Origin of the sequence: Microbacterium lacus (assembly GCF_044794305.1) — a bacterium.
Lineage (GTDB): Bacteria > Actinomycetota > Actinomycetes > Actinomycetales > Microbacteriaceae > Microbacterium > Microbacterium lacus_B.
The window spans coordinates 1,022,901-1,044,970 of record NZ_CP084996.1 but is presented as its reverse complement, the minus strand read 5'-3'; the positions used below and the strand labels follow the sequence as shown (position 1 = coordinate 1,044,970).

Annotated in this window: 27 protein-coding genes; 16 read left to right on the top strand and 11 right to left on the bottom strand. The window is 66.5% G+C overall.

Translation table 11 applies throughout. The features are described from left to right. Positions 1-38: 38 nt before the first annotated feature. Positions 39-851, top strand: coding sequence for a nuclease-related domain-containing protein (locus tag LG299_RS05155; RefSeq protein WP_404433893.1), 813 nt, complete (start codon positions 39-41; stop codon positions 849-851). A 123-nt stretch (positions 852-974) separates the two neighbouring features. Here LG299_RS05155 and LG299_RS05150 read toward each other — a convergent pair whose 3' ends face one another. Beyond that, complete coding sequence (locus tag LG299_RS05150; protein WP_404433892.1) at positions 975-1,154, bottom strand: helix-turn-helix domain-containing protein; 180 nt, start codon at positions 1,152-1,154, stop codon at positions 975-977. A gap of 119 nt (positions 1,155-1,273) precedes the next feature. On the opposite strand from LG299_RS05150, the gene LG299_RS05145 reads away from it, so the two are divergent. Next, the gene (locus LG299_RS05145; RefSeq protein WP_404433891.1) at positions 1,274-1,903 is read left to right on the top strand and encodes a hypothetical protein; all 630 of its coding nucleotides are present in this window, start codon (positions 1,274-1,276) and stop codon (positions 1,901-1,903) included. An 84-nt stretch (positions 1,904-1,987) separates the two neighbouring features. Here LG299_RS05145 and LG299_RS05140 read toward each other — a convergent pair whose 3' ends face one another. Continuing rightward, positions 1,988-3,316 carry a type II toxin-antitoxin system HipA family toxin gene (locus LG299_RS05140; protein WP_404433890.1) on the bottom strand — a complete coding sequence of 443 codons (1,329 nt, stop codon included), beginning with the start codon at positions 3,314-3,316 and terminating at the stop codon, positions 1,988-1,990. Next, positions 3,313-3,597, bottom strand: a complete 285-nt coding sequence (locus tag LG299_RS05135) for a helix-turn-helix domain-containing protein (RefSeq protein WP_404433889.1) — start codon at positions 3,595-3,597, stop codon at positions 3,313-3,315. The genes LG299_RS05140 and LG299_RS05135 overlap by 4 nt, the downstream gene beginning before the upstream one ends. 1,002 nt (positions 3,598-4,599) lie before the next feature. On the opposite strand from LG299_RS05135, the gene LG299_RS05130 reads away from it, so the two are divergent. Both LG299_RS05130 and LG299_RS05125 read left to right on the top strand, forming a co-directional pair. Beyond that, positions 4,600-5,487, top strand: a complete 888-nt coding sequence (locus LG299_RS05130; protein WP_404433888.1) for a GNAT family N-acetyltransferase — start codon at positions 4,600-4,602, stop codon at positions 5,485-5,487. A 179-nt stretch (positions 5,488-5,666) separates the two neighbouring features. Continuing rightward, positions 5,667-6,044, top strand: coding sequence for a nitroreductase family deazaflavin-dependent oxidoreductase (locus LG299_RS05125; RefSeq protein ID WP_404433887.1), 378 nt, complete (start codon positions 5,667-5,669; stop codon positions 6,042-6,044). 131 nt (positions 6,045-6,175) lie between these two features. Here LG299_RS05125 and LG299_RS05120 read toward each other — a convergent pair whose 3' ends face one another. Then, positions 6,176-6,589 (bottom strand): hypothetical protein, encoded by a 414-nt coding sequence (locus LG299_RS05120; RefSeq protein WP_404433886.1) that lies wholly within the window; start codon positions 6,587-6,589, stop codon positions 6,176-6,178. Positions 6,590-6,809: 220 nt separating this feature from the next. Here LG299_RS05120 and LG299_RS05115 point away from each other — a divergent pair, with 220 nt between their 5' ends. Then, the gene (locus tag LG299_RS05115; RefSeq protein ID WP_404433885.1) at positions 6,810-7,757 is read left to right on the top strand and encodes a hypothetical protein; all 948 of its coding nucleotides are present in this window, start codon (positions 6,810-6,812) and stop codon (positions 7,755-7,757) included. Further along, the gene (locus LG299_RS05110; RefSeq protein ID WP_404433884.1) at positions 7,754-8,155 is read left to right on the top strand and encodes a GntR family transcriptional regulator; all 402 of its coding nucleotides are present in this window, start codon (positions 7,754-7,756) and stop codon (positions 8,153-8,155) included. Before LG299_RS05115 ends, LG299_RS05110 begins: the two co-directional genes overlap by 4 nt. Before the next feature lie 131 nt (positions 8,156-8,286). Here the strand turns inward: LG299_RS05110 and LG299_RS05105 are convergent, their stop codons facing one another. Next, a complete protein-coding gene (locus LG299_RS05105) occupies positions 8,287-8,982 on the bottom strand; it encodes a hypothetical protein (protein ID WP_404433883.1) in 696 nt (231 codons plus the stop codon). Between the two features lie 212 nt (positions 8,983-9,194). Here LG299_RS05105 and LG299_RS05100 point away from each other — a divergent pair, with 212 nt between their 5' ends. The 3 genes from LG299_RS05100 to LG299_RS05090 all read left to right on the top strand — a co-directional run bounded on the left by LG299_RS05100 (position 9,195) and on the right by LG299_RS05090 (position 10,705). Next, complete coding sequence (locus tag LG299_RS05100; protein WP_404433882.1) at positions 9,195-9,869, top strand: TetR/AcrR family transcriptional regulator; 675 nt, start codon at positions 9,195-9,197, stop codon at positions 9,867-9,869. A 76-nt stretch (positions 9,870-9,945) separates the two neighbouring features. Beyond that, complete coding sequence (locus LG299_RS05095; RefSeq protein ID WP_404433881.1) at positions 9,946-10,422, top strand: DNA alkylation repair protein; 477 nt, start codon at positions 9,946-9,948, stop codon at positions 10,420-10,422. A gap of 85 nt (positions 10,423-10,507) precedes the next feature. Next, positions 10,508-10,705 (top strand): hypothetical protein, encoded by a 198-nt coding sequence (locus tag LG299_RS05090; RefSeq protein ID WP_404433880.1) that lies wholly within the window; start codon positions 10,508-10,510, stop codon positions 10,703-10,705. A 140-nt stretch (positions 10,706-10,845) separates the two neighbouring features. Here LG299_RS05090 and LG299_RS05085 read toward each other — a convergent pair whose 3' ends face one another. Further along, positions 10,846-11,340: a hypothetical protein gene (locus tag LG299_RS05085; protein WP_404433879.1), complete on the bottom strand. Its 495-nt coding sequence runs from the start codon at positions 11,338-11,340 to the stop codon at positions 10,846-10,848. A gap of 235 nt (positions 11,341-11,575) precedes the next feature. On the opposite strand from LG299_RS05085, the gene LG299_RS05080 reads away from it, so the two are divergent. Beyond that, a complete protein-coding gene (locus LG299_RS05080; protein WP_404433878.1) occupies positions 11,576-13,213 on the top strand; it encodes a CDP-alcohol phosphatidyltransferase in 1,638 nt (545 codons plus the stop codon). Here LG299_RS05080 and LG299_RS05075 read toward each other — a convergent pair. Beyond that, complete coding sequence (locus LG299_RS05075; RefSeq protein ID WP_404433877.1) at positions 13,203-13,619, bottom strand: hypothetical protein; 417 nt, start codon at positions 13,617-13,619, stop codon at positions 13,203-13,205. The two genes, LG299_RS05080 and LG299_RS05075, sit on opposite strands and share 11 nt — an antisense overlap. Before the next feature lie 144 nt (positions 13,620-13,763). Between LG299_RS05075 and LG299_RS05070 the strand changes: the two genes are divergently transcribed. The 6 genes from LG299_RS05070 to LG299_RS05045 all read left to right on the top strand — a co-directional run bounded on the left by LG299_RS05070 (position 13,764) and on the right by LG299_RS05045 (position 19,295). Further along, entirely contained in the window at positions 13,764-14,540 is a 777-nt protein-coding gene (locus LG299_RS05070; protein ID WP_404433876.1) for an isocitrate lyase/phosphoenolpyruvate mutase family protein, read from the top strand. A gap of 96 nt (positions 14,541-14,636) precedes the next feature. Further along, on the top strand, positions 14,637-14,828 hold the full coding sequence (locus tag LG299_RS05065; protein ID WP_404433875.1) for a hypothetical protein: 192 nt from the start codon (positions 14,637-14,639) through the stop codon (positions 14,826-14,828). A 291-nt stretch (positions 14,829-15,119) separates the two neighbouring features. After that, positions 15,120-15,596 carry a VOC family protein gene (locus tag LG299_RS05060; RefSeq protein WP_404433874.1) on the top strand — a complete coding sequence of 159 codons (477 nt, stop codon included), beginning with the start codon at positions 15,120-15,122 and terminating at the stop codon, positions 15,594-15,596. A 242-nt stretch (positions 15,597-15,838) separates the two neighbouring features. Then, positions 15,839-17,029, top strand: coding sequence for a M20/M25/M40 family metallo-hydrolase (locus LG299_RS05055; RefSeq protein WP_404433873.1), 1,191 nt, complete (start codon positions 15,839-15,841; stop codon positions 17,027-17,029). Further along, positions 17,026-18,501 (top strand): aminotransferase class I/II-fold pyridoxal phosphate-dependent enzyme, encoded by a 1,476-nt coding sequence (locus LG299_RS05050; RefSeq protein ID WP_404433872.1) that lies wholly within the window; start codon positions 17,026-17,028, stop codon positions 18,499-18,501. Before LG299_RS05055 ends, LG299_RS05050 begins: the two co-directional genes overlap by 4 nt. A 125-nt stretch (positions 18,502-18,626) precedes the next feature. Then, the gene (locus LG299_RS05045; RefSeq protein ID WP_404433871.1) at positions 18,627-19,295 is read left to right on the top strand and encodes a VOC family protein; all 669 of its coding nucleotides are present in this window, start codon (positions 18,627-18,629) and stop codon (positions 19,293-19,295) included. 43 nt (positions 19,296-19,338) lie between these two features. Here the strand turns inward: LG299_RS05045 and LG299_RS05040 are convergent, their stop codons facing one another. The 4 genes from LG299_RS05040 to dinB all read right to left on the bottom strand — a co-directional run bounded on the left by LG299_RS05040 (position 19,339) and on the right by dinB (position 21,967). Further along, on the bottom strand, positions 19,339-19,512 hold the full coding sequence (locus LG299_RS05040; RefSeq protein WP_404433870.1) for a hypothetical protein: 174 nt from the start codon (positions 19,510-19,512) through the stop codon (positions 19,339-19,341). Between the two features lie 4 nt (positions 19,513-19,516). Beyond that, complete coding sequence (locus LG299_RS05035) at positions 19,517-20,107, bottom strand: NADPH-dependent FMN reductase (RefSeq protein WP_404433869.1); 591 nt, start codon at positions 20,105-20,107, stop codon at positions 19,517-19,519. 112 nt (positions 20,108-20,219) lie between these two features. Further along, positions 20,220-20,657 (bottom strand): alternative ribosome rescue aminoacyl-tRNA hydrolase ArfB, encoded by a 438-nt coding sequence (gene arfB / locus LG299_RS05030; protein ID WP_404433868.1) that lies wholly within the window; start codon positions 20,655-20,657, stop codon positions 20,220-20,222. Between the two features lie 113 nt (positions 20,658-20,770). Then, positions 20,771-21,967 carry a DNA polymerase IV gene (dinB, locus tag LG299_RS05025; protein WP_404434810.1) on the bottom strand — a complete coding sequence of 399 codons (1,197 nt, stop codon included), beginning with the start codon at positions 21,965-21,967 and terminating at the stop codon, positions 20,771-20,773. Between the last annotated feature and the right edge of the window lie 103 nt (positions 21,968-22,070).

Below are 22,070 nucleotides of genomic sequence, written 5' to 3'. Positions count from 1 at the left end.
CTGCCCTGGCGTCAATCGAGCGCTGCTAGCGTCGTGCCGTGACGCTTGAGCCGGGGCAAGACGAGAAGCGTATGCGTTTGCGCTACGCAGGAATATGCCGACTCTGCGGGGCGGCGCTGTCGACGGGAAGCGACGCGATCTATGAGCGTCATTCGAAGTCAGTGCGCTGCGTGACCTGCGAAGCAGAACCCGTTGCTCTGAGCGATGGTGTTGCTGGCGCGTCGGCTCGCCGCGAGCACGAACGCCGAAGGGACGCCCGCGAGGCACGCATTCGCACCAATTATCCGAAGCTCGGGGGACTCATCCTTGCGCTTTCCGAGGACCCCCAGAGCACACGTGCATGGCAGGGCGGCGCGATCGGAGAGGAGATCCTCGCCGAGAGACTCCGGGATTTGCCGGACTCCGCCCGGGTGCTTCACGATCGCCGCATTCCCGGCACGCGCGCGAACATCGACCACATCGTCGTCACCCCGGCCGGGGTATGGGTGATCGACGCGAAGCGATACAAGGGGCAGCGTCCTGCCCTGCATGTAGAGGGCGGTCTGATTCGCCCACGCGTCGAGACGTTGCGTATTGGTGGGCGCGACAAGACCAAACTCGTCGAGGGAGTGCGGTCGCAGGTGGAGAGGGTGTCCGCCGCACTGGCCGACACGGACGTAATCGTGAGGGGCGCGCTTTGCTTCGTAGAGGCCGACTGGCCGCTCATCGGCGGGGCATTCACCGTGAACGACATCGACGTGCTGTGGCCAAAACTGCTCCTCAAGCGGCTGGCCGAAGTCTCGGACGACGTAGCTGCGACAGACGTCGACAGCATCCACAGGCGCTTAGCGGCGGTATTCCCGCCCGCTTGACAGCGCCACCCTCAGGCGATTCGCGACCGCGAAGTCATTGACAGTGTGGATGAAGACCGCTCGGTGAAGCCAGGCGCGGGTAATGTCGGCCTGCGGCTTGGGCCGGGCACGCGGGCGCCGCGCTCAGGCGTTGATCCCGAACACGCGCAGCAGCGGGGCGCGGGGGATCATCAGGCGCGGGCCGAGCTGGATCGTGGGGATGGTCCCGTTCTCGATGCCGAGCTTGATCGTCCGGTAGTCGACGCCGACGAGCTTCGCGGCATCCTTCATCGTCAGAGCAAGGTGCCCCGGTGAGTGGTTCATAGCACGTTCCTTCCTTGAGCCAGTAGTGTCAGTCTCCCTTCGTCGCAACGTAGCACAGATGTGAGCCAGGATCGACAGTCTTCTTCGCGAATCGCCGTCGACCTGGAATAGTGGACTATATGGCAGACGTCGAGGCATATGACATCAGCGACGAACGCATCGATCTCGGCAGTCACATAACCCTTCCGAAATCCTGGCGTGCGCGTGTGTCGGGGGAGCAGGACGTGCCCGGCACGATCACCGTGCGGATCGAATGGGATGCTGCGCTCGGCCGCACTGCCGTCGTGTTCGCTGGTGTTGAACGCGACGGCGAAGGCGTGGACATCACCAGCCAGATGCTCCGCGAGGTGCGCACGCACTGGATCATGTCGAAATCGGCGATCGAAGTTGTGACCGTTGACGTTCCCGGAGCGAGCGGCGCCGATCGCGACAGGGTCTCGGTGCGAGAGTTTCTCCGCCGCGTCATCGCCGAGGGGGAGCGCGAACCTTTGGAGAATCTGTATGCCGCGACCGCCGTCTATCGCGTAGCAACGGCGATCAGCTACCCCCCGCTCAAGCTCGTAGCGGACACGCTCGAAGTCAGCCAGAGCACCGCGACCCGACTGATGACCCGCGCGCGTGATGCGGGAATCGCGCCTGAAGTGCGGATACAGGAGCCTCGACGGGCGCCGGCGGTAGACCCATACAACGACCCGACCCGCCCGCACTACGGACCATCCGGGACTGGGGGTCCGTCGATCGGGCGATGATCCCGCCCGCGTCGTATAGCGTCTCGCATTCGACGGCCCCGCCGATTGCGGGCAGTGCTCCGACCCGCCCGGCAAGCGGCGGGGTCACTGCCGGCGTTCCAGTTGCCGCTGCAGCTGCTCTGTGCGCTCGCGGGCTCGATCGATCAGGGTCGCGGCAAACTGTCGTTCCTCCCCGCTGAGCGAGGCTTCCTCGGCGGCAAGGCTCAGCGCGTCGGGCAACCCATCGACGTATGTCCGTGCGCACGAGTACACCCAGTCCGCAGTGGCTCCTTGCCCCAGGATGCTGTTGAAGACACTTGCCTCGCGCACGATATGCCGAGGCTCGATCTCGAAGGTGCGATAGTGGCCGTCAAACGACATCGCGAGCTTTGCTCTGCGATTGTTGATCTCGGGATACGACAGTGCCGAGCCGAGGTCATAGAGAGGCGCAAGGCGAGGCCATCCCGTTCGAGACATCGACGACAGTAGTGCGTAGTTCTTCGCGTGAGCGTCGGTGCCCAGCGCAACCCAGTTGAAGATCGTGGCGTCGAAGAACTTCAGGGCCTCCGGGGGGCCGGCGGGACCGAATCTGTCGATGATGAGCTGTGAGATCGCGGCGATGCCGGGCCCGCCCTCATTCTGATATTTCGCCGTTGGATGCGTGCCCGTCGCTTGCGCGAAGTCCTCCTGATGCCTGCGGGCTACTGCGGCTCCTTCGACCTGGTCGGTGCGTCGCCGGTAACGATCGAAGCGTTCGATCACGATCGCACTCTCGTCTTCGAAGCTCGCCAGTCGGCTGTGTGCGACATCCATCTTGAGGTGATGCGCAGCTCGCACCGTCAGGTGCTCATTCAGGTCGCTGCGGCGGAGCCCCGCTACGCCGGGTTTGACGATGTGCGTCGACGCGGCGCGACCGTTCGCGAATCCCCACGTGCCGGGGCCGCGGACGAGAGTGAACTTGGACTGGGCTCCGGCGAGCGAGAAATAGCCACCTTCATAGCCTGACCCCACCCACGCGGAAGGGTCGGCTCGCAGCTCGCGCAGATGCGAAGCGATGATCGCGTCATCGACCCACTCGATCTCGTCCGGCCCGTCGAGTACCGCTTCGTCCCACTGCGTCGAGTCGATGAGTTGCACTGCGCCTGCCGCATCCAGTCCCACGTTCGCAAGCAACCCCATCGGGTTGCGCGGGGAAACCCCGAACGTCCGCCCCCACCGCGCCAACACGTCGTCGTTGTCGGGCAGAAGGTTCCAGAGGAAGTTCCCGGGCGCGGTGCCCTCATGTCGGCGCCGGCTTTTCGGCAACGAGAGCGACAGCTCGAGGCGGCCGGCATCACGCTGCCAGGCAGGATCGAATTCCAGCGTGACGTCGCCGCCGTCGCGCTGGGTGAACCAGCCGATGCGCCGCCCATCCAAATACGCAGTAAGCCTCATGGGTGCGCCTTCGGAACATCCCATGGATCGACGACGTCCATGAACATCGGATCTGAATCAGCGCCGTCGTCTGCCGCGGCGACCTCGGCGTACAGATCGAGTGCGTTGAGCACCGCCATCAGGCTGTCCACACTGGCGCTTCCGGCGTGACCGGACTCGAACCGCACCACCCACTGGCGGGCGCGCCCGATCCGGTGCGCCAGATCGGCCTGAGTGAGCCCGAGGTCCGAGCGGCGATCGCGGACGAAGTTCGCCCAATCGCGCGAGACGTTCACGAGCACTGGTCGCTCCCTTCCTCGGCGGACATCCTGTACGAGATTTCAGACACACATGGCACTGTACGAGGATTCTGACACGCTAGGAGATGTACGTCAAAGCGTACATCGACGAGCGTCCAGATGCCGGAGAGGCCAGTGCTCGCTCCCGAGAAGCAAGGTCGAGCCGAAACATAGCATGTTGCGCAACAGATGGGAGATAGAGTCCCGCATGCTGAGCAATATGCTCAAAATGGCTATGTCGGAATTTGATTGCAAATGCCGGTGAATGAAGGCTTACTCCGAGTACCCCCAAAAACAGGGGAACGGGGCCCATCTTTTGGCCGCCTTTTGCCCGCATTCCATTTGCCGATAGCTGTTTTCGGACGTCTTTCGATGCCTTCGCAGTCGGCAGAACCCGCGTAATTCCGCGGAAGTTGTCGCTAAATGCCGCAGAGCACAATGCTCAAAACGTGTTCGAGTCCCTCCAGGGGCGTAGCCGTTATTCGCTCTGATCAGGGATTCCTTCTGTGGTCAGACCACACAGAAGGCGTTCTTGCCCGCGTTGGCCCGCACTACTAGAGTTCGCCGCACCGGTAACGACCGCCTGCGACGACATGCGCGCGACGTCTCAGATCGCCAACATCGAGCATTTCGGGCGTCTTGTGCCGCGTCGAAAGCTGAGCAATCTTGCTCTCTGCGGGTTACGTCGGTCTGGACAATCGCGTTCGGGCTGGTCGGCGTTGGCCTCGGCGCCCTGCTTTGTCGGCGCGCGCTCTGGATCGATGGCAAAGCGGTTAACGCATTAGACGGCGCCCGCATACGAGTCGACCTTCGCCAAAGACCGCGGGCGCACCGCGACCCACTGCGGGCTTCGGGCAATGAGTTCCGCGACGATCATCGAGCGCCTTCACGTCGCCGCCTGGGGCTAACCTGGGTGGTTCGACGATTGCGCGATGCTCTGTATTCGCGGTGGCCGCGCTGGTCACGATGCGATGCATCGCCTGTGCGGTTGGGAAACGAGGGCTCATGTACGCGAACGCGAGAACGCCCGACCGCCGAGAGCTCGAACACATCGGCCGCGTCTTGGGCGGGTGGCAGGACGACGATGGACCACTGCACCTACATCCGGGCGATCTGGGCTGGTACTCACTGCGAGGATCCACCGCCACCGCCGCCGCGACGCGCGTGTGGTCCGACGGTGACACCATTGTCGCGATTGCACTGCTCGATGGCCCCAACTTGTTGCGGTTCGCGATAGACCCGGCGCGGTGCCATGACGCCTCTCTCGCTTCTCGCATCTCGGCGGACGTCGGTGATGCGACAGCCGGTGTCTTGGAGCCCGGAAGCGCGACGATCGAGGCGCGCGGCGCCGCCGCTCTCGCCGAAGAACTCGCGAGGCACGGGTGGCTGCCCGACGAGCCGTGGACACCACTGCGTCGGAATCTTGCAGCGCCCGTCGAGGTTTCCGATCTGCGCATCGAGACGGTCGAGCCGGAGCGCACCGCGGAGTGGGTGTCGGTTCATTGGTCGGCTTTCCGTGGGACGCCCACGACCGACGAGCGCCTTCGCAGCTTCGTCGATGAATGGTGTGCGGCTGCGGACACTCCGTTCCTAGACGCCGCGCGCATCCTTCTACTCCGCGACGAACAGGACCGCCCGGTCGCGGTCTCCGCAGTGTGGTCCGGCGGTGTCGCGCGTCCGGGGCTCATCGAGCCGTTGGGAGTTCATCAAGAGCACCGCGGGCGTGGGTACGGCGCAGTCATGACGCGGGCTGCCGCGGCGACGCTGCGCGAGATGGGTTCGTCGAGCGCTACCGTTTGCGCAGAAAGCTCCAACACGGGTGCGGTCGCAACCTACCTCGCGGCCGAGTTCGTCGCCGACGCCGAGGTCGCCGATTGGCGCCGCGATGCTTAAGGTTCCGCCGGTTGGTTGCGCCCGTTGGTCGACCGGCTTAAGCGCCGTGATTGAGCGCTCCGGGACCCGCGGGCGACAGACGTGGCTTTTGCTACCGGGGGCTCTGCGATCAGCGTTGCGCACGGAAAGTCTCACCGATCGCTTGGAATGTCTGCAGCAGCGAGATTGCTTCAACAGGTATGAACAACGACGTCAGTGAGGCCCTGCACCGAAGTCAGCTCATCGACCTGACGACGACCGGTCGCCGTAGCGGGCTACCGCGCCGCATTGAGATCTTCCTGCACCATGAGGACGGCGTGCTGTTCATCACCGGGATGCCGCGTCGAGACCGCACAAGGGACTGGATACACAACATCACCGCAGACCCCAAAGTCATTGTGCACTTGAAGAAGGGCATCGAGGCCGACGTTCGTGCCACGGCGCGGGTAATCACCGATCCCCACGAAGCACGGCCGCTCATCGAGGCCGCCGCACGCCGATGGCGCCGAGACGATGTCGACGACATGATCGCGCACAGTCCGCTCATCGTGCTGACTGCGGCTACCGCGCCCGACTGACGGCATCCCGAGACACTGGCCGCGGTCGCGGCGCAAAGGAAGACAGTCTCCCTGAGCCCGAGGAACAACCGGAAGGCGAATGCCAGAGTGATGGCGAACGTTAGCGAGATGGAGCGTTAGTGGAGGGAATCCTATTTCGTGACAACGTCGACGTTGTCGGTCAGTTGACGTGAGCCGTCGGGGGTCGGTGCGCCGTCGGGACTGAGGACGTAACCACCGGAGGGTCCGCCGACGCCGATCGGACCTCCTTCGGCGCCGCATCCGGTCACCCAGTCCTGATCGTTCGCGTACACGATAAGGCAGACAATGTCCGGGCGCTCAGCGCGCGCGAGCCACAGACTCACGCCGTCATGCTCGCCCACGAATCGCGCCGTGTCAGCGGCAATTTCGTCGCCGCCATTGTCGATCGCCCTGGGTAATTCATCCCCAGGCTTCACCTGCTGATCCAGAGCGGAGTAATTCGTTCCGCTCGACGAGCAACCAGCAAGCAGCGCTGCCAGCCCAAGAAGCGAGACCGACATCATCGTCACCCGCGTTGACCTCATCTGACCCCAATCTTTCGGACTTGAGTTGAGCCCCCGTCTCGCGCAAGGAGGAAAGACAGCTCAGCAATAGCTTCGTGCTCGAGCGACCCCCTCTTAGGCTCGCCCGTTGACCTCCTGCATCCGGTATCGCCCAGTTGACCAGCGTTGCTCCGCCCATCACAGTGATTCATCGGCGATCACGAGAAAGTGTAGCAACTCAATGCTACAAATGTGTGTCATCATGATGATACAAGCGAAAGGCGCGCTGATGCCGTGGATGCTGATCTGGGTGCTCGTTGCACCACTCGTAGGAGTCGTACTTGCCGTGGCCTGGTGGCTGATGCGCCGTCGAAACCTGCATCCGCTCGGTGGGTCGGTCGCTGTGTTCACCGTTGTCGCCGGCGTGGTGGCTGTGTTTGTCGAGGTGTCGGTCCGGGTACTGATGGCGGGGCCTGTCCTTATGCCCTTTAGCCCGTCCGCTGCCTTCGCGGTCTGGTACTTCGACTACCGGTTCACGATCCCCGTGGCGGTTGGGATCGTGGGAGTCGCGCTGCTCGCTTTCCCGATCCGATCCCGCCGGGGCGCGGGGGTAGCCGAACTCGCGCCCCGCGGTCCGCTCCGGTTCACCCGCCCCCGCTGGTTCCTCGCACCGGCCATCGTGTTGGCGGTGGTCCTGCTGATCACGATCCTCTCCGGGGTGGCGTCTCAGCCGAACCCGGACACGGGGCGGTACGACATGTACCTTGTCGACCTCGGAACCGGAACGACAATGGCGACCTACATCTACGGCTGGTACTACTCGCTCTCCGCACTGATCACGATCATCGCGCTCGCCGCCGCCGCGGCAGGAAGCCTCGCGCTCATCGCCCGGCCTCCGCTGGCGGCTGACCGGGAGCAGGACGCACGCATCCGAAGCATCCGCTCGCGCAACGTCATCGTCGTGGTGACCGCATCCCTCGTCCTCCATCTCGGATTGATCGTGGAATCCCTCGCCCGCACCGCGTCGCTTGCCGCGACCGTGTCGTCGGATGTCGGGCAGGTGACCCTCACGACTCCCATCGTGGCGATGATCCCCGTCTTCATCGTCGCCTCCTACATCGCCGTCGTGGCCGGTACCGCGCTATTCGCGTCGGTCGCGCTCACCGCAGTCAGTGCGCGCCGTAACGCGCGGTTGATGGTGGACGCGTGATCATCCTCCTGTCCGGATCCGCTCCACCAACAGATCAGATCCGGGACCAGATCCGAGGACTGATCGCCTCCGGCCAACTCGCCGCGAACGACCGGCTCCCCTCGGTCCGCCAACTCGCAAAGGATCTTGCAGTCGCGCCCGGGACCGTCGCGAAGGCATACCGCGCGCTCGAAACCGAGCGCCTCCTCATCACCCGCACCGGAAGCGGAACCCGCGTCAGCACTACCGCGACGACCACTCGTCGCCCGGTTCTCGACGCCGCCCGCGCACTTGCCGACACCAGCAACCGCGCAGGCGTCGACCTCGACACCACCATTCAGATCCTCCGCGCCGTATGGACGGCCCCCGACGACGTGCCGGCACCCGCCGCGAACGAGAAGCCCGCTACCAGCGTTTAGCCGCACAGTCCGGTAGGCGTTGCCTGTCACCGTGTACGGCGCCCGGAACAGGACCTCTGCGGGAAGTCGAATTCTCACAGCTCGAGCGCAGCTCAGGTGATGCTGACACCTCGGCGCTGCCCTCAGTCTGGTCAGGACCGGACGAGGCGCACTCCGGTAATGAGCATCCAGACGAGCCAGGCGGCGAACCCTAGGAGCCCGACGAAGATCAGCGCCGACCCGTCCGCGATCGCGAGGTTGCCGAGTCCGGCGGCGAGCAGCAGGCTCCCACTCACCAGGCCCAGCACGCTCTGCCAAGCTGGAGTCAGTCCGCTGGCGTGCGCGGCGAGAGTCACGCCGATGCAGGTGGTACCGATCATCGGCAGCGCCAGCCCGAACGCCGCCGCGTGGATCTGCCAGACGAGCTCGAACGCGGGTGTCGGTTCGTCGAGGCCGCCGGCGGAGAGCGCGATCCCGATCTGCGTGACGTTGAAGAGTACGAGGATGGCCGCCAGCGTTGCGCCCGCAGCCACGGCGAGGCGCGACCAGACGGTGCCCGATCCGCCGCGCCGTTGCACACTGCTGTGGAGGCCCGTCACAAACACGAGCAGCAGCGGCAGGTAAATGGCTACAAGACCAGATATGACCGCGACCGTGTCGCGGTTGGTCGCGTAATAGGTCAGCACTTCGTCGATGGGATCGCCGTAGCTCGGCGCGTCCGTCACCGCGAACATGACGTTCTCTGTCACCACCAATACCGCGAACGCGATCGCCGCGACACCGACGAGCCGGCCTTGAACGATCCCGCTACGAGCTGGCGTGGTGGCGGTGCTCCTTGGTGATCTCATCTTTCACTCCTTCGGTGCAGTCGAGATGACTGGCTGGCTGTCGAGCAAGGGCGGGACATTCACACGGATCGACATCCGTGAGCTCTCGAGGGGAGCGGTCCGTCCGCGTTCTCGTGTCGGGCGCTTGTGGTTCCCGTTCGTACATCGTACGTCGTACGCTGTACTATGCCCGTACGCTGTACGATTGTCAAGTCGTTCGAGCGAGGAGATCCATGTCTGCGAAGGAACAACCCCAGGTCGCGTCAGACGCCGGGCTGAGCAAGCAGCGAGTGGTTGACGAAGCAGTGCGGCTCGCCGACGGCGAGGGCGTGGACAGGCTGAGCATGCGGCGGCTCGCCGGCGTGCTCGGTGCGGGCGCGATGTCGCTCTACCACTACGTCGCAAGCAAGGACGAGCTTCTGGACGCCATGATCGACGTCGTGTTCTCCGAGATCGAGCGCCCGTCTGACGAGATCGATTGGCAGTCGGCGATGCGCCAGGAGGCGGCGTCCACCCGACAGGTTCTCGCTCGACACCCGTGGGCAATCAGCCTGATGGAGTCTCGGACGACGCCCGGGCCGGCGAACCTCCGTCACCGCGAAGCGGTAACGGCCTGCCTGCGAAAGGCCGGCTTCTCGGTCCTGGCCGCGACGCACGCCAACTGGCTGATCAACAGCTACGTCTACGGCCACGCCCTGCAAGAAGCCAGCCTGCCGTTCGACACCGCCGGCGAGCTCGCGGATATGACCGAGGACGTCTACCTTCCCCAGCTCCCTCCCGACGAGTTCCCCTATCTCAACGAGTCCGCCGCGGCGCTCGTCGCTGCGAACTACGACCCGTCGGAAGAGTTCCTCTTCGGCCTCGACCTCGTCCTCACTGGCCTGGAGCCCCTCAGATCTCCCGCATAGCATCATCGCGGTTTGCTGCACCGGATCTCTCGATTGATTGCGGGTGTCAGATCTGACGTGGGGCGAGGATAGAGCTGTGGAGACCCCCGCCGCCGCCTTCATCGACCGCACGCTGCGAGCCGAGGCGTCGGAGTGGCGCGCCTGGGCGGACGGCGATGCATCGGTGGGCGGCTTGCGCGTGTACGGTACGTCGGTCGGCGCCGTTCGCGGTACCGTCCGCGACGCGCTTCAGCGCCATCGAAACCTCCAGCACGATGACATCACCGCACTCGCGTCGGAACTGTGGGCCGAGCCGGTCTTCGAGCGTCGCCTTGCGGCGATCGTTCTGCTGCAGGGGCAGGTCGACACGCTCACCGGCAACGACCTCACCCGCATCGAGGGGTTCCTCCGGGATGTCCGCGTGCCCGGTCTCATCGAGCCGCTCGCCCTCGACGTGGTGCGACCCCTGCTCGCCGGCCTGTCGGGCACGGAAGCCGAACGCGCCCGACGCATCGTCACACGCTGGGCCGCGGCGGATGCTGAGGGCCTGCGCGCAGCCGCCGCCCTCCTCTGACAGGGCCGAGTCTCGCAACCACCGCGCAGTGTTCGTTCAGGGATCGAGTCCGAGCCCTGCTGTCTGCGGTCGGTAGGGTATTCGCGTGGAAGGCGAATCTGAGTTCCCGGAATCACTCGGGAAGGTCGCGCGGCGTGAGCTCGCCGTGCACGGCATTACGCGATTCGCTCAGCTCACTTCGTTCACCGCGTCCGACCTCCTGCAGATCCATGGCGTCGGTCAGAAGGCCGTGCGAATCCTCGCACAGGAGCTCGACGCGCGCGGGCTACGCTTCGCGGAGTAACAGACCACGCTCGAGGATCCCAATCGCGCCCAAGGGAGCCACCGCTCATTCTCACGACAATCAATCAGGCGTTGATCCCGAGCACGCGCAGCGCTCTGTATCCACTCCTCGCTGGCGTGGATACAGAGCGAGCGTCAGTGTCAGCGACGACCGATCGAGCGCACTATCGCGCCCAGCACCACCGCAGCGCCAGCGGCTGCCGCGATCACGACGCCCGGACGCTCGCGATAGGTCTGCTTCAGCTTGTCGGTCCAGTCGACTGCGACCGCCCTGGTGCCTGCGACAAGGCTGTCTAGATCGACGTCGCCCGCGGCGTCCTTGATACTCGCGGTGGCGGCCTTCGCGGCATCGACGGCTGCATCCGCGGCTTTTCCGGCGGCCGCGCTCGCCTGCGCCGCAGCGTCCTTGGCTCCATCAACAACGTCGCCGACCTTCGCGCTCACTTTGTCGGCGATGTCGCTCACGGTTCCTGCGGCGTCACTACTCGCGGCTTCGGCACTGGCCGAGACCTCGTCAGCAATCTGCTCCGTCGTGGCGCCGAGCGATTCTGCGGCCTCAGCGGCGGACGCGCTCACTTGCTCCGCGGCGTCTCGCCCCGCCTGGGTGTGGTCGGAGTTTCCCTGGATGTCGGTCATTCTCGTATCCCTTCGTCGTGCGATCGCGTAATCGTACGCGCGCCGGCCGAGATCGACCATGAAATCGAGGTGGGGTTGCCATCGTCGCCGGAAGGTGTTACGCACCTCGCCGGCCCGAGTCTCTGCCGACGACGCGTGAAGATCTTCTCGCTCTCTCGCCGCGGCACACGCCACTCCGCGGCACGCCGGCGCTGCCGCCCGATCCCTCTCGTTCCCACGGTGTCAGGATGAAGTCATGACGCGCGCCACGATCCGCGATTCCCTCCCGGGGGTGCCCCCGGGAGGGCGCGCGTTCGTCGCCAGCCTTGTCGCGTGGGCGGTGGTGATCGCCGCCCCCCTCGTCGCCGGAGCGGTCAGCAGCGGCACACCGGCCTCGCTGCGGCTACCCGTCGAGACCATCCTGCTGCTCCTGCTCGTCCTCGCCCTGCCCGACGGTATGCCCCAGAGGATCGTGGCCTACGCCTTCGGGGCGGTCTGCGTCGTCGCGGCCGTCATCGCCCTGCTCGACCTCGCGTTCGTCGCGACAATCGATCGCGGCTTCGCACCCACCGAGGACTGGCGCGCGGTGATCAACGCCTACAACGTCGTCCGAGACGTCGCGGGACATGTCAACGCGGCACTCGTCGCCGTCATCGTCCTGGGGCTCGCGACCGCCGCAGTGGTCGTGATCGCCCGATGTGCACTGCGGTGCGGGGGGATGCTGTCGCACTCCCGGCCGCGGGCGCCCATCGCGGTCACGGCGGCGGCGGTGACGTGGATCGCGCTCGCGCTCGCCGGGGCGCAACATCCCACCGCCGTGCCTCTCGCCGCGGCGGATGTCGCGACGACCCTTCAGTCCGCGGCCGTGCAGTCGGTGCAGAGCATCCGCGACCGGGATACCTTCGCCCAGGCGTTAAGAGAAGACCCTCTGCGCTCCCGGCCCGCCGAAGAGCTCCTCACCGGATTGCGCGGCACAGACGTCGTCGTCGCGTTCGTCGAGAGCTACGGCGAGGTCGCGGTGTCGGGCACCGGGCCGATGGCAGGGATCGAACGCGTGATCGACGAGTACGCGACCCGGCTGACGCAGAGCGGCTACCGCGCGGAGAGCGCGTTCCTGACTTCGCCGACCTTCGGCGGTGAGAGCTGGCTCGCGCACGGCACGCTGCAGAGCGGTATGTGGGTGGACTCGCAGCAGAAGTACGACACGCTGCTGTCCAGTGACCGCATGACGCTGAGTCGCCTCTTCGGTGAGGCGGCCTGGCGCACGGTCGCAGTCAATCCCGCCCACACCGCGCCGTGGCCCGAGGGCGCCGCCCTCTACGGCTACGACCGAATGCTCGACGAGCGCTCACTGGACTTCCGGGGGCCTGCGTTCGGCTTCGCACGCGTGCCCGACCAGTTCACCTGGCAACGATTCTTCGACGAGGAGCTCTCGCGAAGCGGCACGCCGATCATGGCCGAGGTCGACCTCGTCTCGTCGCACACCCCGTGGACTCCGAATCCCCGTCTCGTCTCGTGGTCTGATCTCGGCGACGGCTCGATCTTCGATGGTGAAGACAAAGCCTCGGCTGACGTCTGGCCGGACGAGCAGCGCGTCCGCGCCGCGTACGCGGAGGCCATCGAGTACTCCCTCGGCGCGACCCTTTCCTTCCTCGAGACCTACGACCCGCCTCATCTGGTGCTCGTACTGGTCGGCGACCACCAGCCCTCACGCATCGTGAGCGGACCGGGGGCCGACAGCGACGTGCCGATCACGATCGTGTCGAAGGACGCCGCAGTGTTCGAGCAGATAGAGCAGTGGGGGTGGGATGCCGGCTTCCGTCCATCCCCGGACGCCCCGGCATGGCGCATGGATGCCTTCCGCGACCGGTTCGTCGCCGCGTTCAGCGGCTGAGCTCGAGCTCTGCCCTCCGGTGTCGGAACACGATCACCGTCGCGACCGCGAGCACGACGACCCCGATCGACTCGAGGATCACCGTCTCGGGCGCGAGCAGGTACTCCCAGCTCGACCGGATGCCGAACAGCCCGACAGTGAGGGCGAGGAGGAGCGCGGCGAGACTTGCGATCATGAACAACAGCCCGAGCACGGTGACACCGAGCAGGAATCGAGCCGGGACCACCAGCATCCCGATCCCCAGCACAGCACCGGCGACGAAGTTGAGGACGAACATCACGCCCAGGATGCCTCCCGTGCCGTTCACGACCAAGAACAGGTGGATTCCGCCCGCGGCCAGCAGGAAGACAGCGCTCACGATGCGCGCGATCAGCAGGATGCTGCGCTCTCTATCTGACGCGGACATTTCAGCCTCCGAATCCGTGCTCGCCGTCTGGGCAAATCTAGCGGTCGAGAGCGGTCAACCATAGATGGGTGGGCGGGCCGAAGCATCCGCTCATCGCGTAAATCTGGCGACCCGGACCGCACACCGAAGCCGTAGCGTGGAGGGATGACCACTCATGTCGCTCACGCCGAGAACCTCGCCCAGCTGCACACCGCGCCCCAGATCCTTCGCCTCGTCAACGTGTGGGACGTTGTCTCGGCGAAGGCGATCGTTGCCCTTCCTGAGACGAAAGCGATCGCGACTGCCGGACACTCCATCGCTGCGACCTTCGGGTACAAGGACGGTGAGAACATCCCGCTCGAGGTCATGCTCGACATGGTGCGCCGCATCGCGGAGGCCGTCGACCTGCCTGTCACCGCCGACCTCGATGCCGGGTTCGGTGACGCGGGGGAGACGGTGCGCAAGGCCATCGCTGCTGGCGTAGTCGGAGCAAACATCGAAGACCGCCTCAAGCCGCTGGCTGAGTCGGTTGCCGTTGTCGAGGCAGCCATCGCGGCGGGCGAGGCCGAGGGAATTCCGTTCGTGCTCAATGCGCGGACGGATGCCTTCGTCCGCGCTGGCGACCGCCCTGTGGCCGAGTCGATCGCCGATGCAATCGAGCGTGGGCGTGCCTATCTCGCGGCAGGCGCGACGACGGTGTTCGTCCCGGGAATCCTCAAAGCAGATGTGACTCGGCAGCTCGTCGAGGGAATCGGTGACCGCAAGGTCAGCGTGATCGGACTGCCCGGAGCCCTGACGGCTGCCGAGTACGAGGCGCTGGGCGTGGCCCGCATCACGTACGGTCCGATGACCCAGCGGGTCGCACTGACCGCGCTGCAGGACGTCGCGAAGGACCTCTACGCGGACGGCGCGATTCCCTCGACGACGCGCGCTCTCAATTGAGAAAGTTACACACTCGACGGCGTCGACAGGCTCACCATCAACACTGCCGGGAAAGGGCCGGTGCGGCTCATCCCGCACGATCGCTAAGGTGAGCACATGAAGCGGACCTGGCCCATCGTCCTTGGGGTGATCCTTGCGGTGCTCGGCGGAATCTGGACCCTCCAGGGCCTCAACGTGTTGGGCGGATCCGCGATGAGCGGATCATCGTTCTGGGCCGTCGTCGGCCCGATCGTGCTTGTCGTCGGTATTGTGCTGATCGGCGTCGGGATCGCCCGTCGCAAAGGGTAGTCAGCAAGCCCGCGAGGCCCATCGCGATGTTGGCGACTCCGAGTTCCGCGACGAGTTGGCGTTCCAGTGCCGAGGATCCGAGGATCTCGGCCGTCGGACCCTTGCCCGATACGTGGGCGACTCCGGCGACGAGCGGCCTCGTGCCGACGCCCTAGAGCATCCATCGCTTGCCGAACACGAGGATCGGATCGCCGCCGACCGTGGTCAGCTGGATCGCGCCCGAAGCGATCGGTAGAACCACTGGGGGTGACCCCGAGTAGCCTGGCGCGCATCGAACCACAGGAGGTCGCCGTGTCTTCAGAAGCCGTGTCGTCAGGAGCGGGGCCCATACCAGCCACACCATCGAAACTGGGCAACATCACGTTCTACGCGAATGATCCGCGTCGGCTCTCGCACTTCTGGGCCGAGGTGTTCGGCTACCCACTCGTCGAGTGGGAGGAGCCTCTCAAGAGCCAACTTCTCGCCTCAGGGCTGACCGAGGCCGACCTCGCGAAACGCGCGCTGGCCGAACCTCCCGAAGGTGTGAATGGCCCGCGATTGTTCTTCCACCACGCCGACGGAGCCAAGGTCGGCCGCAATCGACTGCACATGGACGTGCGCTCGACACCGGGCCGCAGGCCGACGCGTGAAGAACTCGACGCCGAGAAAGACCGGCTGGTCGCGCTCGGGGCAGAGGTGGTCAGACTCGTCGACCAGACCTGGGGTGCGTGGCCCGAGGTGTACTACCAACTGCGAGACCCGGAGGGCAACGAGTTCTGCCTGGAGTGAGCGACCGAGGGTCGATCGGACTACGTCGGCGCGGCTTGCACGCCGGAGGGAATGAAAAAGCCCCGACCGTTACCACGCGGCCGGGGCGAGACCGATGAGAACCCGGCCTATCAAGATTCAGCATAGCCCCTCGGGCTGGGTGTCTGATGTGCGCGCCGTTCGGGTCTCGCGAGCGGGAGGGACGAGCGCTCGGCATTGTGCGTCAACCAAAGCGCTCGCGCCTCGGTCGATAGTGTCGTGCCATGAGCCCCACCCCGCCGCCCACCCAAGCGGTCGACCTCACCACCGCGCTCGTGGCGATCGACTCGGTCAACCCCGGGCTCACCGAAGGCGCAGCCGGGGAAGCGGAACTCGCAGCGTTCATCGGCGCAAGGCTCGAGGCATCCGGGTTCATCGTCCGTACCCTGGTCGACACAACAGATCACCGCCGCGTCAGCGTCATCGCCGAGTACACCGGCACGCGCTCCGGCCGCACGATCGTGCTCAACGGACACCTCGACACGGTCGGCGTCGAGGGCATGCCCGACCCGTTCTCGGCCCGGATCGAGGGCGATCGGCTTTACGGGCGCGGAACGTCCGACATGAAGGGCGGCGTCGCCGGGCTCATCGTCGCGGCCGAGCACCTGGCCGCCACCGACGCTCCGGGAAAGGTCATCGTCGCGCTCGTCGCCGATGAAGAAGACGCGAGCCTTGGTGCGGAAGCAGTGATCGCAGATCTCTCCGCGCGGAGCATGCGACCCAATCTGTGCCTGATCGCCGAGCCGACCTGGCTCGACCTTGCGATCGCGCACCGGGGCTATTCCGTCGTCGAGGTGACGCTCCACGGCCGGGCCGCGCACTCGTCGCAGCCGGGCGAAGGGGTCGATGCGATCCGTGGGCTGAACCGCCTGCTCACCGAGGTCGAGAACGCTGACGGTGCTTTGAGGGCGGGGGCACAGCATCCGCTTCTCGGCGCTGGAACGCTGATGGCCACGGTCGTGCGCGCGGGCACGGCGCCATTCAGCGTCGCAGCCCAAGCCGAAGTCGTGATCGAACGCCGCACGGTGCCGGGGGAGTCTCCGGCCGATGCGCTCGCCGAAGTCCGCGTGTTGCTCGAGCGGGTGACTGCCGCGGTTCCGGGGCTCACCGCCGACGCCAGACTCAGGCTCACACGCGATGCATGGGAGCAAGACGAGACAGGCGCGGCCGCGGAGTTCGCCGGATTGCTGGGCGATGCGCTCGAGAAAGCGGGCACACCAAACGCCCGGCGCACCGGGGCTCCGTACTGGATGGAGTCTGCGCTCTGGCAGGCGGCGGGCGTGCCGACGGTGGTGTGCGGACCGGCGGGCGGCGGGCTGCACGCGATCGACGAGTGGGTGGATGCCTCGCAGCTCGAACACTTCGCCCACGCGGTGGCCGACGCTGCGCGCAGATTCTTGGAGGCAACGCCATGACCGATCGCGACCCGCGCGGCTATGCCGCCGACGCCCCGCTGTTCGCCGCGTGGCTGCGCTTCACCGACGCCGCGCAGGCGGGGGAGGTGCAGCCGATGAGCATTCCCGGCCACAAGCATCGCCGCGAACTCGTCGGCGACCTGATTCAGGGCGATGTGCCGATGCTCGCAGGCCTCGACACGATGAAACAAGACCACGGCCGGCTTGCCGACGCCGAAGCGCGCGCAGCGCGGGCGTGGGGCACCGACTGGTGTCGCATCTCGGTCGGCGGCTCGACCCACGCCAACCAGGCGATCGTGCTCGCGCTCGGTCGGCCGGGGCAGACGGTCATCGTCTCGCGCACCCTGCACCGCTCGGTTCTGCTCGGCATCGTCCTCGCCGGCCTCCGCCCGGTGTGGGTGACTCCCGCTCTCGACGTGGTGACCGGGCTTCCCGGGGCCGTACCGGTCGACGCGGTGCGCGCGGCGCTCGCTGCGAACCCGGACGCGTGTGCGGTGCTCATCGGAGACCCCTCGTACGTCGGCACCCTGTCGAAAATCGAAGAACTGGCGGATGCTTCACACGAAGCCGGCGTTCCGCTCGTGGTCGATGCGGCCTGGGCGGCGTACTTCGGGTTCTCGGCACGCGTCCCCGACCACGCGCTGGCGCGCGGCGCGGACGCACTGGTCACGAGTGCGCACAAGTCGCTGCCGGCGTGGAGCCAGGGTGCTCTGCTGCTCGCTCGGACGACAGCATCCGGCGGTTATCTCGATGCAGACCGGCTGGAACGCGCCTTCGACGCGACCCACACGACGAGCGTTGCGGGGGTGATCATCGCGAGCGTAGATGCCTCGCGGGCGATGCTCGAGCGCGATGGGGAATCGTTGATTTCGGGGGTCGTCGACCTGGTATCGCGTGCGCGTACGCGACTGCTTTCGGTAGAAGGAGTTGAAGTGCTGACCGGGCGTGACGCAGAGCACCCGGACGGCGAGTTCGCGGTGGATCCGGCCAAGCTCGTCGTGCTGCTCGCTGGCACGGGCGCTCACGGGCACGCGATCGAACGCGACCTGAACGCGCAGGGCATGACCCTTGAGATGGCCGACCGCGAGGTGCTCGTGCCGATGATCACGGTCGCTGACTCCGTCGAGACCGTGGATCGGTTTCTCGGCCAGCTGGTGGCCTCAATCTCGCGGCACCGGGGGACGCCGCGCATGATCACGGCGTCGGCGGCATGGTCGGTGCGCGCCGAACAGGCGATGGATCCGCGTGCGGCCTTCTTTGCTGCGCACGAGACAGTGCCGGCGGATGCTGCGATCGGCCGTGTCTGCGCAGAACTGATCGCTCCCTACCCACCCGGAGTTCCGGTGCTCGCGCCTGGTGAAACCGTGACTTCTGAGGCTCTGGGCGCGCTGCGCGCCGCCTTGGTCGACGGCGGACGCATCGCGTACGCGGCCGACCCGACCCTCGCGACCGTGCAGGTGGTTCGTGCCTAGGCGGCGAGAACCCACTCCCTCGACGAGAACCCCGCCCACAACCGTGCTCTCGTCGGCGGACTGGGTTCTCGCGGTCAATGGGTTCGGCGTTCCGTGTGTCTCCGGCCAGGCGTAGCGTGGGCCGAATGAGTGAGTCAACAAGTGGCCACGGCCGGATCTCGGTGGCCGAGTTCCACCGGTCCCCGGGAGTCGCCGACTGGCGAGTCACCGCGGCCGGGCCCGAAGCGGTGTTCATGGCGGAGTCGCTCGTCCAGGCGGCCGGGCTGGTCGGCCCGGTGGTTGCGGCGGCCGAGAGCCTCGGCATCCGGCCCGACATAGACGTGCGCCCCGAAGCGATCGCGGTGCGCATTCCGCACGGCGGCGACGAGGGCGTTCCGGCGGGTGCGCCGGAGTTCGCCGCGATGGTGTCGCGCGCGGCGAGCGAGCTGAACCTGCGCCCCGACCCGTCGCGTGCGCAATCACTCAGCATCTATGTTGCCCAGCACTCCGCGATCGATGCGCGGCCGTTCTTCATGGCCGCGCTCGGATACGAACCGATGTGGGACTCGGATGCTGTCGACCCGCTGCGTCGCGGACCCTCACTCGCGTTCAACCCGATCGCGGGGGACGTGCCGTCACGAGGTAGAACGCACATGGACATCTATGTGCCGGCTGATCACGCCCAGGCCCGGGTCGACGCGGCGCTCGCCGCTGGCGGACGGCTCGTCGACGCCTCGTACGCTCCCATGTGGTGGACTCTGGCGTCGCCCGACAACCACGGCGTCGACATCGCCTCAGGGCCCGACCTCGGCTGACGCTTTCGCTCCGCCCGAAATCGACGTGATCGGTGGCGGTCTTTCAGTGCCGTCGCGGAGGCGGGTGCTCAGCGTCCTTCGGGTCCGGGTGCGCGGGCTTGCTCGCCGGGACGCCATCTGGGACAACGGGCTGAAATCCCTCGTCGTCGTCTCGAGTCTGCTCGGCCGGGACCTCGGTGATCAGCGGCTCTTCGGTCGGGTCTTTCGGATCAGACATCTGCTTATCCTTTCGTTGTTCGGTCGTCAGTCGCATCCGGACGTGGCAACACGGTCAGGACGCGCTCGATGTGATCGCGGAACTCCGACATGAAGTCGCGGAGGAACTTCTCTGTGTCGGGGTTGTTGACGGATCCGTCCTCGGCGTAGTCGCCCGGTATGAAATGGATGTAGGCCTCGGTCATCTGCCGGGCGTTGCAGTAGCTGAGCACACCACGGAGGCTCTGTTGCGCGACCGCGGTGCCGATTGAGCCAACCGATGCGCCGATCACGGCTGCGGGGATGTGATCGAACGAGTTTTCGCCCGACGGACGCGATGCCCAGTCGATCGCGTTCTTCAGACCGCCCGGGATCGAACGGTTGTATTCCGGCGTCACGAACATGACCGCGTCCGTCTCGGCGATCGCGGTCTTGAACGCGCGCGCCTCGGGCGGGAAGTCGGCGTCGAAGTCGGGGGTATAGAGCGGCAGATCGCGAAGCGGGATCTCAGTGAACGTGAGATCTTCAGGCGCCACGCCGATCAACGCCTTCGCCAGAACGCGATTGATCGAGGTGGAGGACAGGCTCCCCACAAAGTATCCGACCGTGTAGGGCATGCGTCCTCCTAGGATTCGTGGCATCTTTAGGTGCTCTTCACCCAGGCTTGCACCGGCCTCGGACCGACACCAAGGCCCTTGACCTCCGTGCCGTAGGCGGGTAGTCGCTGAATCAGTCGTGCGGTGCGCGGCGCAGGCGCTTCACATCGGTGCGACGCTTCTTCTCGTCCAGCCGACGCTCTTTCGACCCGTGAGTCGGCTTTGTCGCGCGCCTGGGCGGCGACGGCGGCAGCAGGGCCTGCGCGAGCAGGTCGACGAGGCGCGCACGCGCGGCATCGCGATTGCGAACTTGTGCGCGGTGTTCGGATGCCGCGATCGTCAGCACTCCGTCGACCAAGCGGCCGTTCAACCTGTCGAGCACGCGCTGGCGTTGCACGGGGGAGAGGGCGGCCGAGTGCGCGGCATCCCACACGAGCTCCACCCGCGAGTCAGCCGTGTTGACGCCCTGACCGCCCGGGCCCGATGACCGCGAGAACCGCCACGAGAGCTCGGACTCGGGAATCGTGACTCCCGAGCCGATCCGAAGACCGGGGCGATGGACGGCGGGCATGCCTCCATTTTGCCCCGTCGCTTGACCGCGAGAACTCAGTCCCTCGACGAAGACACCGCCTACAACCGAGTTCTCGTCGGCGGGTTGGGTTCTCGCGGCTAAGAGCCGCGCAGCTACTCGTGCTCGGGCAGCACCGGAGTCGACCACCCCGGGTCGCGGCCCAGCTGGGTTGCGCGGGCGACGGCTGCTGCGCCGAACCGGTCGCGCACCGCATCGAGCACGGAGTCGAGGCGCTCGCCGTCGTCCCAGTCGATCGGCAACTCGGGTTGGACGTTCTCGGCCCGCCCGAGCCCCGAGAGCGAGATACCGATCAGCGTGATGCCGCGCGCCTCGATCTCGGGCTGCGCAGCCGCGAGCAGTGCCCGCGCGACGCCGAGCAACACGGCCGTCCGATCGGTCGGAAACCGCACCGTGCGCGACCGCGTCGCTTTCGCGAAGTCGCCGTAGCGCAGGCGCAGCACGACCGTGCGGCACACGCGTTCGCGTTCGCGGAGCCGCTTGCCCAGTCGATCGATGATCTGCGTGAGAAAAAGGTCGAGCTCTTCGGGCGCACGCGGGCGGGTGCCGAGCGCACGTTGCGACCCGATCGATCCGCGCCTCCGCGTGGTGTCGACCGGCCGCGGATCACGCAGCCGCGCGAGCGCGTGCAGGTGCGCACCGGCGGCCCTGCCCAGCACCCGCTCGGCAGCAGAGGCTTCGAGTTCGGCAAGTTGACCGACGGTCGTGATGCCCAACCGGTGAAGCTTCTCGGCGGTCACCGCCCCCACCCCCCAGAGCCTTTCGACGGGCAGCGGATGCAGAAAGTCCTGCTCACCTGCGGGTTCGACGATCAGCAGCCCGTCCGGTTTGCTGACGGCGCTCGCGACCTTGGCGAGGAACTTCGTCCGCGCGACTCCGACCGAGATCGGGAGCCCGACCTCGGCCCTCACCCGTTCGCGCAGGCGTACGGCGATCGCTTCGGGCGTGCCCGCCGTGCGCCACAGTCCGCCGACCTCGAGGAACGCCTCGTCGATCGAGATCCCTTCCACGAGCGGTGTGGTGTCGCGGAAGATGGCGAACACGTTCTTGCTCGCGGCGGAGTACGCGTCCATCCGAGGGGGCACGACCACGGCATCCGGACACAACTCCCGCGCCTGGCGCCCGCCCATCGCCGTGCGCACGCCGCGAGCCTTCGCTTCGTAGCTCGCGGCGAGCACGACGCCACCGCCGACGATCACCGGACGCCCGCGCAGCGCGGGCGCATCGCGTTGCTCGACCGAGGCATAGAAGGCGTCGAGGTCGGCGTGCAGCACGGTCGCCTCGCCCCGCATCTGCCCCGCCCTTTCGTCCCTGCGCGTCACCCGCGCGAGGATCGTCGCACGAACCGGCGACACCGCACGGCAGGCAGAGAAAAGCGGCGAGGAAGGACCTGCT

Excerpts from the sequence above, each read along its gene's own strand:
- LG299_RS05040 (WP_404433870.1), bottom strand. The coding sequence starts at position 19,512 with ATGTCTGATCCGAAAGACCCGACCGAAGAGCCGCTGATCACCGAGGTC.
- LG299_RS05140 (WP_404433890.1), bottom strand. The coding sequence starts at position 3,316 with ATGAGGCTTACTGCGTATTTGGATGGGCGGCGCATCGGCTGGTTCACC.
- LG299_RS05130 (WP_404433888.1), top strand. The coding sequence starts at position 4,600 with ATGTACGCGAACGCGAGAACGCCCGACCGCCGAGAGCTCGAACACATC.
- LG299_RS05075 (WP_404433877.1), bottom strand. The coding sequence starts at position 13,619 with ATGTCCGCGTCAGATAGAGAGCGCAGCATCCTGCTGATCGCGCGCATC.
- LG299_RS05105 (WP_404433883.1), bottom strand. The coding sequence starts at position 8,982 with ATGAGATCACCAAGGAGCACCGCCACCACGCCAGCTCGTAGCGGGATC.
- LG299_RS05145 (WP_404433891.1), top strand. The coding sequence starts at position 1,274 with ATGGCAGACGTCGAGGCATATGACATCAGCGACGAACGCATCGATCTC.
- LG299_RS05045 (WP_404433871.1), top strand. The coding sequence starts at position 18,627 with ATGAGTGAGTCAACAAGTGGCCACGGCCGGATCTCGGTGGCCGAGTTC.
- LG299_RS05065 (WP_404433875.1), top strand. The coding sequence starts at position 14,637 with ATGAAGCGGACCTGGCCCATCGTCCTTGGGGTGATCCTTGCGGTGCTC.
- arfB (WP_404433868.1), bottom strand. The coding sequence starts at position 20,657 with ATGCCCGCCGTCCATCGCCCCGGTCTTCGGATCGGCTCGGGAGTCACG.
- LG299_RS05100 (WP_404433882.1), top strand. The coding sequence starts at position 9,195 with ATGTCTGCGAAGGAACAACCCCAGGTCGCGTCAGACGCCGGGCTGAGC.
- LG299_RS05150 (WP_404433892.1), bottom strand. The coding sequence starts at position 1,154 with ATGAACCACTCACCGGGGCACCTTGCTCTGACGATGAAGGATGCCGCG.
- LG299_RS05050 (WP_404433872.1), top strand. The coding sequence starts at position 17,026 with ATGACCGATCGCGACCCGCGCGGCTATGCCGCCGACGCCCCGCTGTTC.
- LG299_RS05125 (WP_404433887.1), top strand. The coding sequence starts at position 5,667 with ATGAACAACGACGTCAGTGAGGCCCTGCACCGAAGTCAGCTCATCGAC.
- LG299_RS05035 (WP_404433869.1), bottom strand. The coding sequence starts at position 20,107 with ATGCCCTACACGGTCGGATACTTTGTGGGGAGCCTGTCCTCCACCTCG.
- LG299_RS05055 (WP_404433873.1), top strand. The coding sequence starts at position 15,839 with ATGAGCCCCACCCCGCCGCCCACCCAAGCGGTCGACCTCACCACCGCG.
- LG299_RS05085 (WP_404433879.1), bottom strand. The coding sequence starts at position 11,340 with ATGACCGACATCCAGGGAAACTCCGACCACACCCAGGCGGGGCGAGAC.
- LG299_RS05080 (WP_404433878.1), top strand. The coding sequence starts at position 11,576 with ATGACGCGCGCCACGATCCGCGATTCCCTCCCGGGGGTGCCCCCGGGA.
- dinB (WP_404434810.1), bottom strand. The coding sequence starts at position 21,967 with ATGCGGGGCGAGGCGACCGTGCTGCACGCCGACCTCGACGCCTTCTAT.
- LG299_RS05070 (WP_404433876.1), top strand. The coding sequence starts at position 13,764 with ATGACCACTCATGTCGCTCACGCCGAGAACCTCGCCCAGCTGCACACC.
- LG299_RS05120 (WP_404433886.1), bottom strand. The coding sequence starts at position 6,589 with ATGAGGTCAACGCGGGTGACGATGATGTCGGTCTCGCTTCTTGGGCTG.
- LG299_RS05115 (WP_404433885.1), top strand. The coding sequence starts at position 6,810 with ATGATGATACAAGCGAAAGGCGCGCTGATGCCGTGGATGCTGATCTGG.